This is a genomic window from Pusillimonas sp., from assembly GCF_044464525.1.
In the GTDB taxonomy this organism is placed as follows: Bacteria; Pseudomonadota; Gammaproteobacteria; order Burkholderiales; family Burkholderiaceae_B; genus Pusillimonas.
In genome coordinates this window covers 1-13,657 of record NZ_JBIQLE010000005.1, presented here as the reverse complement: position 1 = coordinate 13,657, position 13,657 = coordinate 1, and the positions used below count along the sequence as shown (strand labels likewise).

The window sequence follows — 13,657 nt, the reverse complement described above, 5'->3', positions numbered from 1 at the left end:
TTGTTCATAATAGTGACGGGAAATAAAATTGGATTTTAGATTGGATATTGGATAAAATACAGCTTAGACGAGCGAAGAAACCTTGTCAACGATAAAAGGAGATCGTATGTCTGCGCCTACACCCCTCACGACAACCGTCCACGACGTGTTGGATAGACGGACTCAAAAACGAGTTTCGCTGCGCTGGTCGGCGGGTATGCCGGCGCAGCATGCGCCCAACTGGCCGCCTGAGCAGGGCCGAGATATTGATGGCAGCGAATGGTGGTTGCTTCCAGCGTTGTACGATGCCGACGCACATGCGCCGCATGTGCAATTTGGCGTGCGCCGAAGCGACGCGTTACGTGCCCTCGCAGGCGGTGTCAGTCAAACAAATATTGCGGTTGCCTGGCAACTTGTAGCGAAATCCGATCTTGGGGCATTGGCTGAAGACATGGGGAGTGAGGCACTTGTGCGCATTGTCCCTTTGCTGTCGGTTTGGCCGCATGAGGACAGCGCTGGTTTCGGATCGTGGCTGGCTCGCCAAATTCGCACATGGCCCCAGAGTATGCCGCGCGTGTGCAAGTTTTATTCGGCTGACCCTCACCTCGAGCGTAATCTCGATGCAGCATGGGAACATGGCATCAAGCCGATGGTGTGGTGCGTCAACGATGCAGATTTGGAGCGCGTCGTTGCACACGCTGGCGAGCGCCCCCTGCATCTGCGCCACGCCACGTCAGCCCCCGTGGTAGATATCATGCGCCGCGCCCCTGAAGCTACCATTCAGAGCAGTCCGCACTTCATGCTTGAGTTGGCCAAGGGGAAGCATGAGAATCTGACGGTACTGCCGTCTCCGCCAAGTGAACAGGCTCGCTTAAGTCTAGTTTCCGCTTTTCCTGATCGCGTGGATGTTATCGCTAGCGACCACGTTTCTCCGCATTACGCCGGCCCGCCAATTAGTCCAGGGCTGCAGACTCAACAGCACTTTTTGCCTGCTTTATTAACGCTCTGCGAGCAGCACGGCTGGGATCTAGAGTCGATTTGGCAAAAAGCAACCACAGCGCCCGCCCATATCTTTGGCATGCCCGCCCCGCAAGACTTGTTGCTGGTTGATCCTACGCACGAAGAGCAGGTGCGCGCTTGGCCCTGGCAGACTCCAGATCGAGCACCTTTCGAAGGTCTGACGTTGAAGGGCCATGTGCTGGCTGTTCTGCGTGCCGATCAAGTGACATTGATCTAAAAAGGGAGGGTTACATGGAATACCGAAGCGTAGGACGCAGTGGCTTGGCAGTGTCGTCGTTGGGGTTGGGGTGCAACAATTTCGGCATGCGTATAGAACAAGCCGATGCCGACGCTGTGGTTGCGGCCGCGCTGGAGCACGGTATCACACTGTTTGATACCGCTGATATCTATAGTGGCGGAGAGTCGGAACGTATGCTGGGGCAGGCGTTAGGCAACCGGCGAGACCAGGCGATCATTGCTACCAAGCTGGGCATTGTGAAGGAAGGCCAAGCTCCGCGAGGTGGTTCGCGTAGCCACGTCATCCGGGCGTGTGAGGCCAGTCTTCGTCGCTTGGGCACTGATTATATAGATCTATTGTTCTTACATAAGCCTGATCCGCAGACACCCGTCGACGAGACCTTGGACGCGCTAGACTGTTTGGTAAATCAAGGTAAAGTGCGCTATATCGGCTGCTCCAATTTCAGCGCTTGGCAGTTGGCGGACGCGGATCATTTGGCCCGGAGTCACAGAGGTAGCCGCTTCATCGCAGCTCAAGCTGAATGGAGTTTGCTGGCAAGGGACATCGAGCGTGAGCTCGTGCCAGCGGCACTGCATTTCGGTACTGGAATTATTCCGTATTTTCCGCTGGCTTCGGGCTTATTGACCGGTAAATATCGGCGTGAGCAGTCTCTTCCCCCCAATTCGCGTTTAGCAGTACTCCCCGCATTTAGCCAGGTCATGACACCCGCAAACTTTGAATTGGTGGAACGGTTGGACACCTATGCACAAGAGCGCGGCCACAGCCTGCTCGAATTAGCGATGTCTTGGGTGGTTGATCGCCCCGGTGTGGCTAGCGTGCTATTTGGCGCTACCCGCGCCGAGCAAGTGCAGCAAAACGTCGCCGCCTCGCAATGGCAATTGACCACGCAGGATCTGGAGGACCTTGACATCATTATTGCCGCGCCGGCTCCTTAACTCGAGGCCAACAACCATGCCCAAAGTAGTGTTCGTGCATCACGACGGTTCCTCCACACTGGTGGAAGGACGCGCTGGAACTACGGTAATGCAATTGGCAGTGGATAATATGGTGGAAGGCATCGTGGGCGATTGCGGAGGCGCCCTCAGTTGCGCTACCTGTCATGGCTACGTAGACTCTGCTTGGTTGGATAGAATACCTCCAGCCTCTGAAACAGAGTTGGAGATGATTCCATGCGCCGTGGCTCCTAAAAATAACAGCCGGTTATGCTGCCAGATTGTCGTGGATGATGCTCTCGATGGGCTTATCATACGACTACCGGAAGCGCAGATCTGAAGAAAACGACATGTCATCACATTTCATGCAGCCAGCCAAGCCCCAGACCGTAACAGCGATTACAACTGATCGCCTGCGGCAGCTCATTCTTAACGGCGACCTAGGTGTCGGCGAGCCGTTACGCCAAGATGAGTTGTCGGCCCGTCTTGGCGTATCTAGAACGCCCTTGCGCGAAGCAATCATCACTCTTCAGGCCGAAGGGTTGGTAATTAACCAGCCGCATCGGGGCGCGGTGGTATACAAGCCCACTCGCGCGGAACTAGAAGAAATCTACGAGATCCGCATCCTGCTCGAAAGCCATGCGGCCTATCATGCCGCTCTGGCCATCACTGCTGAGCAGCTCGTTGAAGTAGAAAAAATCGTGCAGTCGATGGACGAATCGGATCGGCGTGCCGACCTGATCAACTTGAATCGCCAGTTTCGTGAGCTGTTCTATAGCGCCAGCGGAAAAATTCACTTGCTGGAAATCATTCGCTCGTTGACGCGTCGCGCTGAGCCCTACGTGAATTTACTGATCGGTGCTACCAAGCGTCCGTTCCATCGCAACCAGTTTAGTGATTTACTTGGAGCGCTTAGAAAGCGCGACGCCGAGCGTGCGGCCGACATCACGCGCAGTCACTTGAAGGCTACGGTCGAAGCAGTATTGCCACTACTTAAGAACTGAAAGGCAGCGCAGCATCGGCCGCATCACAGAATGAACTGCGTCAAGCCTTTGCCAAAAATTGGCATACCAGCTCATTGAAACGCCGTGGGTGTTCCAGAAAGGGCAGGTGTCCGCATTCATCCAGCGCCTCGAGTTGGGCCTTACGGAATGTCGTTACGGCTTCTCGTGCACGCTCGTAACTGGCGCGCGGATCTTGCTTACCCCAGATCAAGAGTGTGGCTGCTTCAATATGTCCTAGTTTGTCGTATACGTAGAAGGGTTCCGAAGTCGCGGGGTTCAACAGTGAGCTTAACAACGCCTTGTATGCGTCTGCTGCTCCCTCCCGCGCGTAAGCAGTTAGCTGGCTGAGCATCAGTTCGGATCCGTCCACGTGGTCGGAATAGCACAGATTTGCCAGGCGTTGCTGGCAGCTTTCCCACGTGGGTTTATCGAATGCGCTACCGCCATTAGCTAATGTTCGGCGCAGGGTAGCCGAAACCTCTTCGGGAGTTTGCACGGTGGTGGCACTGCCCACAATAACGAGGCGGCGCACTCGATGCGGCATGCGCAACGCCATCAATGCCGCAAGTTGGGCTCCAAACGAACTGCCTATGAGGTCGAAGTGATCCCAGCCCAGTGTGTCGCAGAGGTCCGTCAGGTGTTCAAGCATCGCTCCGATGTAAAGACGGCCCTGCGCGTCATGAAAATCAGTGTATCCATGCCCTAACAGGTCTGGCGCGCAAACCGAAGCCTGCGCGCCAAGTGCTGTGAAATTATGCAACCATACATCGGCGGAAAATCCAATAGGATGCAAAAGCATCAGGGGTGTGCCGCTACCAATTTCGCACACGCGTGTACGAACCCCACCTGCCTGTATGTAACGGATCTGCATGGCAAATGCTTCCTAGGTAGTGATGCCAGATACAACTTCGTGTCGAGTCGGTGTCCTTGGCAGCTTGTCGGTGCCGGGATAGAACACTAGATGAAAACCGTTGGGGTCGACAACTGAGCACCGCCGGTCAGGCTCAAGCAGGTATGTATAGGAAGGTCGATCGAGCTTCTGGTTAAATACAGGGGAATCTCCGCGAGCAAGAAACCAGACTGAATGTAGGCCAGCCTCGCTGACGTCGGCGCCAGCCTGGCATAAGGCCAGGCTGGGGTAATCATTGCCCGGCAACGCTAGCAGCGCCACGCCGTCACTTTCATTAAGCGCCAGCAACTGCAGGCCTCCGACCTCGGTATAGAACTGGACAGCCTTGGTTAACCCTCTGGTAACCAAGGTTGCGCCGCAAATCTCCAGGGCGTGCACGGGGGCGTCGGCGACCGGTTCATCCATGTTGAGTTCGGGCTCTATGCGCGGCGCAAGCGGCTCGCCGGCTGGATCCCAATTAATACTGATGAGCTCATTCTGGTGGTCGCGATAAAACTGGCGCCAGTCATTTACAATGTCGATGTAGAATTCGACTGCGTTGCCGTCCGGGTCGAATAGGTAAAGACTACGCGAAAGGCCGTGATCCAACGCCTTTTCGATGCGTATGCCATATTCTGCAGCGTCGCGATAAGCGTCGACGAGCGACTGTTCGCTGCCTACATGGAAGGCTATGTGATTCAAGCCTGGCGTGCGCCCACGCTCCATGGAGTTCTGTACTTTGCCGTCCTTGCCTATGAGGGGCTTATCGGAGACTTGCATGAGCCCAACATCGTGATGCGTAGCTCCGTTGCTCAGAAAACCTGCCTTTACGCCTGGCTCCCTGAATACCACGTTGATTCCGCAGAAGTCACGGTAAAAGTCCACGGACTCGTCTACATCGGCAACGAACAAATTAGCATGGGCGAACCGGTCCGGTTGGAAGAGGGCTGGTTTGACTGCTTGCATGATTACTCCTAGTTAAATGTTTGTTGCGAACCGCTTAGCGGAAGCGCCGCGTAATTTTTTTCTCTGCTTGTGACAGCAACATGTAGGCGAGCATGCCCACCATGCCTGCTAATAACGTCGAGCCCCAGAGCGCGCCGAGCGAATAACTTTGCATGGACGAAATCAGGAGCGGTCCTATGCCGGTGTCAAGCCCGAACCATTCGCCGAAAATAGCGCCTACCACGGCGGCCGGGGCCGCGACCTTCAGGCCGGCAGTGAACGTCGGCAGGCCCGCAGGGCCTTCCAAGTAAAGGAAACGTCGTTGCCGACTGGCCCCCAGTACAGTGAATAGGTCGTGGTGGGTGCGTGTGGCTTCGCTATAGCCAGAAAGCAGGGCGATAAAGATGCTAAAAAAGACGAAGAACGCGGCCACGGCAATGGGTAGATGGGCTCGTTCAATAGTAGCCATTAGGACGGGGCCCAGTGCAATAATGGGGGTGGCGTTGGCAATAGCGCCGAAGCGTACTATGCCGGCGCGTAGCACAGGCACCAATTGTGCCAGTGTGGCCAAGCACACACCGATAACTACGCCCAGAAGATAGCCGATGATGGCTGAACGACCGGTGATCATCAGCGCTTCAAAGTACAGCGAGCGGCCTGGTGTAAACAGCACCGCGTTTAGGATTTCGCTGGGGGGAGGCATTACCCCGTCGAAAAAACTAGTTCTCCCCAGCAGTTCCCAGATAGTTAGCAGTAGCAATGTGCCACATACTGGATATAGCGAATTGCGGTGATGTTGTAGATCCATCTTCTTACACTCACTTAACTTGGGTCCTGGACGGCTTCATGCCTCGGGCTGGTCATGGACTTGGGTTTCGATATCGTCCAGCGCGGCGGTCAATTCGTCGGATAGGCGATGGAATTCGGGGCTTCGCATGATGTCTGGCGTACGCGGACGGGGAAAATCAATGATGCGTTCCATCGCTACCCGACCGGGTCGAGGCGACATGACGACGACGCGGTCAGCTAAGAAGATAGCCTCGTCCACCGAGTGGGTAACTAGCAGCGTCGTGAGCTTTTCTTGGCTCCATAAAGTTTGCAGTTCGATGTTCAATCGGCGCCGCGTTACTGCGTCCAGCGCGCCGAATGGCTCATCTAGCAGCAGGATGTCCGGTTTGAGAACGAGCGCGCGGGCGATGGCTACCCGCTGGCGCATGCCGCCTGACAACTGGCGCGGCCTGGCTCGTTCAAAGCCTTTCAGACCCATCAGTTGAAACAGCGAGGCGATGTGCTGAGCGTCTGGTGTGCGTCCAGCGATTTTGAAGGCCAGGGCTATGTTGTCCCAGGCGCTGAGCCAAGGCAACAGGGCGTGGTCCTGGAAGGCAACACCGAGCCGATTGCCGTGTAGCAATGACTTTGGGTCGTCGCCGTCCTCCACCAGCACGCGCCCTGCAGTGGGTGTTTCGAGGGCAGCTATGAGCCTCAAGATGGTTGACTTGCCGCAACCAGAGGGCCCGATTAGCGCTAAAAACTCGTGCTGCCTGATGGTGAGGTCTACGCGATCAAGCGCCAGGAACTCCTTCGTGCCGTCGTTGAATTGCTTGCTGACCGACTCCAGCCGAACAAAGTCCTTTTCGGATGTAGTAGTGCCAGTTGTGGTTGCCTTGTAGGCTCCCAGCGTCGGAGTAATCGCTTCTTTCATGAGTGCCGGTTGACGTTGGATGGGCATGCGTTTCCTTACGACAATAGGGTTGTACGATCGCCGAAGGCTTCTTCGAGCAAAGATGTATCGACGTAGGAATCTACATCAGGCAGATTGGATTCGCCTGCTGCGGTGAGCCCTCGATAGACAGGCCCCGAGATATGCGTCTTGTCGAGCCATAGCATGCCTTTCTTACGAGTTAGATCACTTTGAGTAAAAGGAGTCAGTGCCTCATTGACTTTGAGTTCGTGAGCCAGTTCCACTTTTGTCGAGCCAGCATATTTTTCAACTACGAGCTTGGGTGCGATTGCGGTGTCCTTGGCGTTCATTTCCCAACCCTTGATTGATGCGCGCAGGAACCGCAGCAAAGTGTCTCGGTTGTTCTGGATAGCGTCTGTTCTTACAACTATGGGACAGGTATAAGTGTGCAGGCCCAGATCGGCATATAAGATGAGGTTCGTTTTTACGCCTCTCTCAGCCAGTACTAAGGGTTCGGAGGTTGCATAGACACTGATCACGTCGACGTCCCCTCTAACTAACGGCGCCGAATCGTAGCCAATGGGCATAAAGCGATAGGAGTCAGTTGGCATGTTGTTAATTCGGAACACGGCGTTCAGTTCGCGTTGGCGACCTTGAGCTGCGCCGATTCGTTTCCCACGTAAATCTTCAGCGTTGCGCAGCGGCAAGTCTTCGAGGCTAATCAACGCTAGAGGGGAAGTCTGGAAGACTGTGCCGATAACCGTCAACTTGGCGTCCCGCTGTATCGCTTGGATGGTGCTGGTCAGGAATGTGGGTAGCCCGGCAGTACCCATGCCGCCGGCCAACACCTGTTCCACGGCTTGCATATTCGGGCCGCCAGGCAGAAACCGGACGTTAACCCCTTCATCCTTGTAGTAGCCGAGTGAGTCGGCGATGTAGAAGCCAGCGAAGTCAACGCTGGGTATCCAGTTCAATTGGAGTGAGACGGTATTGTCTTGGGCTGCCAGCACGACGGATGGCCCAAGCAGCTGCAGGGCTGTACCGCCCAGTGCGGCGGCACCGGCGGAACGCAAGAATTTTCTACGGTTGGTGTCGGTTGCTCGCATGGTTTGCTCCTTGTTGTCAGTATTCGAATAGTGGTGTGTGAGATCGGGCGTTAATCGATCAACGAAAACGCGATGCTATGTATCGCTCCAACAAGGTCGCTGAACCGAAGACCAAGAGCGAGAAGGCGATAGCCAACATGCAGATGCTCCACGCTAGCTCTGTATCCATAATTTGTTGCGCTAGTGCCAGACGGTATCCCAAGCCCTGCGTACCCAGCAGCCATTCGGCAGTGAGTGAACCCAGCACGCTTAGCATGGCGCCTATGCGTAGAGCGGTGGCTACATTAGGTAATGCGGCCGGTAATGCCAAATGCGTGAATCGGGCATGTCGGCTCGAGCCGAGCACGCTGAATAGGTCGTCGGAGCCAGGCGGGACGGCATCGAGCCCGGAGCGAGTAAGTACGAAGGCGGGAAAGAACGTGATCAGGGCCGCAATGGCCACCACGGCGGCAGTGTTGAAGCCGAAGATGGACGCGACAATAGGGATCAGGGCGACTGAGGGCACGGCATTTATCAATACCACTGCAGGCGTAAGCATTCCGCCTAACAGAGGAGAGAACCAAGCGAACGACGCCAGTGCGACGCCCATCAGCATTCCCGCTAGCAAGCCAGTACCGATCACTGCACTGGTTGCGAGCATATCGGGTACGAGTTCGCCGAAGTAGCTCACCATTCCCTTGAGCGCTAGCCAAGGAGACAGGGCTACAAGTTGCGGTACTTCGTCGATGACGATCCAAGCATGCCACAGGGATATCAACAAGAGGAAAGGCCAGATGACGTTAAGCAGATTGGCCAGTGGGCGTCCCCACGGGGCGTTGCCTGGACGATGCGTTGTTGTCATAGAGATATTGCTCCTGTTTCCATTTCGAATTTTGGGACCCGCGGAACTTTGTTCTACCTCCTCAAACGGACGTCTCCATCCATGAGTAAGTATATTGTGCACAATATCCAAAGTTCGCGAAATAGGGTTTCCCCTCGAAACGGGAAAACCCCTATGAAGATATTGTTATTGCGGTAAAAAGGAGACGGTGAAGCCGAACCAGAATATTTATTTAATATTCTATTTGCTATTTCGGCCAGTATGGTTTCTATTGCACGGTACTTTCCGAGAGGGGCAGAGCCCACATTAGGTAGGGTCGAGCGCCGATGTTGGTTTGCAAGCCGTAGATGCTTCAGCCTCTGACTTTGGGACTTCTAGAGATTGATTCGTCTCTGAATAGAATGATGGTCGGTTAATGAAGTCGCGGTTTCTTGCGGTCAGGGTTCCATGGAATCAAGCCTGGACTTTATGCCATCTTATCCAGAGAGTTGGGAAAATGCGTGTCAACCAAGACTTAATAGTAATTTTGTGTACAATATCCAAAATATAATCTGACGGAATGTGACTTAACTTGGAGTGTCTCGTAACTTGATGATTCAAAAGAATAAAATAAACTCACTGGTCAAAATTTATTGTATTTAAGTTTCGGTGGGTGACTCGCTTTAGAAACGCTACTTTCGTACTCGCGCGTTCACGGCAAGCTCGAGCCCACGTCGGACCGTTCTCGAAATCCGGGTTGATACCCTAGGGGTTACGGATGCCCGCCTCAAAGCAACTGGGAATCAGAAAAAAAGGAGTCATTGTGAGTCGAATCGTCGTTGTCGGTGGTGGCCACGCTGCCGCCCAGTTATGTGCCAGTTTGGTTGAAGCCGGTGCCGGCGACCGTGTAGTGATGATCACCGCTGAGTCGCACGTGCCCTATCAGCGACCGCCATTATCTAAAAGCTATTTGAAGGATGCGGATGCTGCACCGGCTTGGCTGCGCGCTGAAAGCTATTATTCGACCCATGGCGTGACGATAAAGTTGGGTACGGAAGTTGTCGGTGTCGATAGGCAGGCACGGCGGCTGTCGCTTAGTGACGGGACGCTTCTGTCGTATGGCCAGTTGGTATTGGCAACGGGCACTCGTGCTCGGCCATTGCCCGACCTGGACACAAGCCAGTTTTCTAATGTTCATTCCCTGCGCACTATTGCGGATGCCGATCGCTTGAGAGCTCAGTTTGAGTCGGCACAGCGTGTCCTGGTAGTGGGGGGTGGGTTCATCGGGCTTGAAGTGGCGTCAACCGCAGCACAATTGGGCAAGCGCGTTACCGTGCTTGAAGCTGCGGGACGATTGTTGGGCCGCTCGGTGTCCGAGCCGATTGCGCGGTTCTTGCATGCTCATCATAGTCTTCGTGGGGTAGAGCTACTCCTCAATAGCCGAATTTCTCAAGTCAATATTGAGGCCGGTCGCGTGGTATCGGCGCAGGTGGGTGAGCAGACCTTGCCCACCGATCTAATGCTTGTCGGCATCGGCGCTGAACCCAACGACGGTCTCGCCCAGCAAGCGGGCCTGTACTGCGACGACGGCATTGTCGTCGACTCGCACTTACGCACTGCAGACCCGGCAATATGGGCCATGGGTGATTGTGTCCGGTTCCCCTCTCATATACTGGGGCATCTGGTTCGTCTGGAATCTGTACAGAATGCGAATGATCAGGCCCGCTGCGTCGCTGCCAACCTTCTCGGAAAAGAACAGAGTTATGGCGCGTTACCCTGGTTTTGGTCGGATCAAGGGGACATACGCCTGCAGATTGCCGGGCTAGCTCAGCCTAAGTACGAATATGAAGTGCGCGGAACTTTCACGTCCGGCAAATTCTCTGTCCTGGGTTTTGAGGGTGACGTGCTCAAGGTCGTCGAGTCGATCAATATGCCCGCGGATCATATGGCGGCCCGCAAACTGATTGCTGGTGGCAAGCCTGTGGATCGTGCTTTGGCGGTTAATACTGAAGTACCGTTGAAATCGTTGGACGGGGTGGCGGCTTAAGTGGTGCCGTTCCGGCCTATTTCGAAGTCTTCACAACGGGGGGAACAACCCAATCTCCGTTCAGCATTTCGTTTTTCGGCCAATAAACGCGCATGACCAGATTGAATGGCTGTTCTTTGTCTTGAGGGGCAGGCAGCCAATTGTTCTGCATGGCTCCGGCCGGAGCGTCTGATTGGATATAAATGGTCAGAGAACCATCGGAGTTTTGTACCAGCCCGTCTCTGCTGCCGATGGCGTATCGATCAATCGGGTTCACTACCAACGCTTGATCAGAATCGTAAAGGGTTAGCGACCAGAATGCGTTTGCAGGCGGCCATTTGCCTGCCTCGAAAGACAGAGTGTATTGATGCTGAGACGATAACGGTTCGCCGGTACCGTCAATCGCTGTACGCGGATACACGGCATCTTCGGGCAGATTGGCCCCCAACCCTACCAATGCGGTAATCGCACGCATGTCGTAGTTGTTTTTGTACGAGCCGATCTCGCTCGTCAACACCGTCCAGCCATTGACAGGGTCGGCCCCACTGCGTGATGCAAGCTGCAGTAGCCGCTCACGCCCGATCCTGTAGCCGGCTTCAATGGCTGCTGCCTGCGCTCTCGGCAGGCTGGAAAGATCAAAAGGCTCTCCAGGAACAAAGCCCATGGTTGCAAGCCTTTCTAGTATCGCGGCATCGTAAGTGGCTGCAGGGTTACGCGACATCAGCAAAGACAACTCTGCAAAAAATTCTTGTGCGCTGAGCTTATCGACTTGCGAAGCGGGAGGCGTGGAAAAGTCGATGCCTTCCTCGACGGGCACGTTAGTAGGTGGTGTATAAGCTGTGCCCCAGTTTGATAACGGGATCAGCTTTAGTTGTTCCTGGAAGGCGTGGACGTTCGGCAAGTCGGCGTCGTCAATAACCTGGGTTCTACCAGTGATCCACACGAGCGCAGTGGGTGATGGGATGTGCTCCAAACCAGCAGGAATCTCTCCGTTCCAGTCTGGCCCGCTCAAAAGAAAGTCGCGTGCTTGCGGCCCACGTGTGCGCAGCCCGGGTGAATCGAAAACGTTCGTCCAGGCGTCGAGCATCTGAAGCAAGTAGTATCTGGCGTCAGCGCCGGTCGGCGCATAGTTGCGCGCATCCGGCACAGCAACCACGATGGGTTCCGAAGATAAATCAAGCCATGCAATCGAGTACAAAGTGTCGACGTTGGGCGAGACTACATCCTTGAAATCAGGGTCTGGAAACGTCTTGATGTGCGCATACTGGTTCATCGGTGCGCGCGACCCCTCGGTGCCTGGCACGGCGGTCGAAACTTGTCTTGTACGCTCCATCAATACCAGTGGATAGCCGTAGGTGTACGCGTCTTTCGCGTTCGCGCGTAACGAGTCAGTGTCGGTGTCGGTGTCGGTTCCTGAACCGCTGCTACATCCGACCAGGGTGAAGAGAAGAAAAATAAAAGATAGAAGTCTCACGACGCCAAGCCTTTTTATAATTATTCGAACGCCCTGCAAAAAAGCGAGCTAGGTATATTAAAAATTAGGACAAAATTAGTCCGTGATTATGCGTTCGTATGAGGGGGAAGTCCAGCGTTACGCCGTTAAGTGCGACCGCGTGCCCGAAGTTGGATGTTTATTGGGTTTGGTAAACTCTCGGCAAGCTCACTAACTTAGGAGCGTGGCGTGTCTAAACAGACGAATCGCCCACCCTTGCAGTCGGCCTGGGTTCCAGAGCCTCCCCATTTGTTTTCCAGGGGCAGGCCTTCAGACTTAGTCTTTCAGACCATCCGGTCCGACGACGTTGCGCCATCCGAACGCTACCACTTCTGGACGGGGTCGCAAGTTCGAAGCGTGAAAGTCGACCCGCCCGATCCAAAGCAACGACAAGACTTCCGGGCCAAGATCGTTTCCATGGTCTCACTGACAAAAGAGATGCACTATTCGTTCTCTGATGGCTTTAGCGGAGAGCGCTGTGCTCAGGCTGCGCGGTCGAATAATGAAGACGATCTTGCTCTGCTTTTTGTTATCGGAGGCCGGATAAAAGCGGCTTTTGATCGGGAAGGTTTTGTCGCCAACGCCGGCGACTTCTTCCTGTATGACTCACGACTGCCACAGAGGGTAGAAGTCTCTCGCCACCAGTTGGTGCAGATCGATCTGCCCAGGTTAGCCCTGCAAGCCATTTTTGCAGGCAAGACTCCTACTCCGGCTCTGGTGAACAGCGCCCTTGCCAGTAGCGGGCTGTCTCCTTTGCTAAAAACGCACTTGATGCAGTTTCCCAATGCTGCGGCGCGTATGGCCACGCAAGAGCGGCATGCCATGCTGGAGGCCAGTGAGGATTTTGTGTTGGCCATGTTGCGCGGTGCGATGCAGGACAAGCTCAATCTGGAGGGGGGGTCCGAGAGCACGCTGATATTCACTGCACAGCGATTCATTGAAAAGCATCTCGATCATCCCTCTCTGAGCCCTGCATGGATTTGTGCCGTAACCAACTGCTCGCGGGCGACTTTGTATCGGGCATTCAAGAAGAATAATTTGACTGTGGCGGGTTATATACGAGAGCGCCGCTTGCAGCGCTTGTACGATCTGCTGCAAACAGCGTGTGACGAACAGCCTATCGCGAAGTTGGCGCAGCGCTGCGGCCTGCTCGACCCCGCCAATCTTAGCCAGCTGTTTCGTCGGCGCTTTGGTGTTAGTCCGCGCGGTCTTCGGGAAGGGCGCCCTCTGTCTGAGAATCCGCCTTGAGCCTCTTGCCATGACAGAACTGTTGAGACGAAAACAAGGTGGTGTGAGACGCCCTCACTACATAGTTTGCTGCCGGTAAGCATACATTGCTAGAGACGTAATCATGTGTACGCTCAAGGAGATGAAGCATGTCTTGCCAAGATCGCCCAGCAACGCCCGGCTACTTCAATATTCAATTTGTCTTCGCGGCATGCGTCGTGCCGGTAGCAGGTATTGGTATCCCTTCGGCTGTGTGGGGCTCCACGGTAATCCTCCCTTTTTTAACGGTCGTTAAAAGTAGAGGTTAGGCGGCCAAGGC

At 54.8% G+C, this 13,657-nt stretch carries 13 protein-coding genes; 6 read left to right on the top strand and 7 right to left on the bottom strand.

Annotation, left to right across the window (positions count from 1 at the left end; all coding sequences use genetic code 11):
- The first annotated feature begins 196 nt into the window (after window positions 1-196).
- From ACIY1O_RS04045 to ACIY1O_RS04030, 4 genes are read left to right on the top strand one after another with little or no spacing between them, the layout of a single operon-like run.
- On the top strand, window positions 197-1,216 hold the full coding sequence (locus ACIY1O_RS04045; protein ID WP_397473800.1) for an amidohydrolase family protein: 1,020 nt from the start codon (window positions 197-199) through the stop codon (window positions 1,214-1,216).
- Between the two features lie 14 nt (window positions 1,217-1,230).
- Window positions 1,231-2,172: an aldo/keto reductase gene (locus ACIY1O_RS04040; protein WP_397473799.1), complete on the top strand. Its 942-nt coding sequence runs from the start codon at window positions 1,231-1,233 to the stop codon at window positions 2,170-2,172.
- Between the two features lie 16 nt (window positions 2,173-2,188).
- The gene (locus tag ACIY1O_RS04035; protein WP_397473798.1) at window positions 2,189-2,509 is read left to right on the top strand and encodes a 2Fe-2S iron-sulfur cluster-binding protein; all 321 of its coding nucleotides are present in this window, start codon (window positions 2,189-2,191) and stop codon (window positions 2,507-2,509) included.
- Window positions 2,510-2,519: 10 nt separating this feature from the next.
- Window positions 2,520-3,173, top strand: a complete 654-nt coding sequence (locus ACIY1O_RS04030; RefSeq protein ID WP_397473797.1) for a GntR family transcriptional regulator — start codon at window positions 2,520-2,522, stop codon at window positions 3,171-3,173.
- A 40-nt stretch (window positions 3,174-3,213) separates the two neighbouring features.
- Here ACIY1O_RS04030 and ACIY1O_RS04025 read toward each other — a convergent pair whose 3' ends face one another.
- From ACIY1O_RS04025 to ACIY1O_RS04000, 6 genes are read right to left on the bottom strand one after another with little or no spacing between them, the layout of a single operon-like run.
- Complete coding sequence (locus ACIY1O_RS04025) at window positions 3,214-4,044, bottom strand: alpha/beta fold hydrolase (protein WP_397473796.1); 831 nt, start codon at window positions 4,042-4,044, stop codon at window positions 3,214-3,216.
- Window positions 4,045-4,056: 12 nt separating this feature from the next.
- Complete coding sequence (locus ACIY1O_RS04020; protein WP_397473795.1) at window positions 4,057-5,028, bottom strand: VOC family protein; 972 nt, start codon at window positions 5,026-5,028, stop codon at window positions 4,057-4,059.
- Window positions 5,029-5,062: 34 nt separating this feature from the next.
- Entirely contained in the window at window positions 5,063-5,815 is a 753-nt protein-coding gene (locus tag ACIY1O_RS04015) for an ABC transporter permease (protein ID WP_397473794.1), read from the bottom strand.
- Window positions 5,816-5,851: 36 nt separating this feature from the next.
- Window positions 5,852-6,736: an ABC transporter ATP-binding protein gene (locus tag ACIY1O_RS04010; protein WP_397473793.1), complete on the bottom strand. Its 885-nt coding sequence runs from the start codon at window positions 6,734-6,736 to the stop codon at window positions 5,852-5,854.
- Between the two features lie 8 nt (window positions 6,737-6,744).
- A complete protein-coding gene (locus ACIY1O_RS04005) occupies window positions 6,745-7,794 on the bottom strand; it encodes an ABC transporter substrate-binding protein (RefSeq protein WP_397473792.1) in 1,050 nt (349 codons plus the stop codon).
- Between the two features lie 58 nt (window positions 7,795-7,852).
- Window positions 7,853-8,635, bottom strand: coding sequence for an ABC transporter permease (locus ACIY1O_RS04000; RefSeq protein ID WP_397473791.1), 783 nt, complete (start codon window positions 8,633-8,635; stop codon window positions 7,853-7,855).
- 781 nt (window positions 8,636-9,416) lie between these two features.
- Here ACIY1O_RS04000 and ACIY1O_RS03995 point away from each other — a divergent pair.
- Window positions 9,417-10,640 (top strand): NAD(P)/FAD-dependent oxidoreductase, encoded by a 1,224-nt coding sequence (locus tag ACIY1O_RS03995; protein WP_397473790.1) that lies wholly within the window; start codon window positions 9,417-9,419, stop codon window positions 10,638-10,640.
- Window positions 10,641-10,656: 16 nt separating this feature from the next.
- On the opposite strand, the gene ACIY1O_RS03990 is transcribed toward ACIY1O_RS03995, so the two are convergent.
- Window positions 10,657-12,093, bottom strand: a complete 1,437-nt coding sequence (locus ACIY1O_RS03990; protein ID WP_397473789.1) for a DUF1254 domain-containing protein — start codon at window positions 12,091-12,093, stop codon at window positions 10,657-10,659.
- A gap of 207 nt (window positions 12,094-12,300) precedes the next feature.
- On the opposite strand from ACIY1O_RS03990, the gene ACIY1O_RS03985 reads away from it, so the two are divergent.
- Complete coding sequence (locus ACIY1O_RS03985) at window positions 12,301-13,359, top strand: helix-turn-helix domain-containing protein (protein WP_397473788.1); 1,059 nt, start codon at window positions 12,301-12,303, stop codon at window positions 13,357-13,359.
- Window positions 13,360-13,657: the final 298 nt, after the last annotated feature.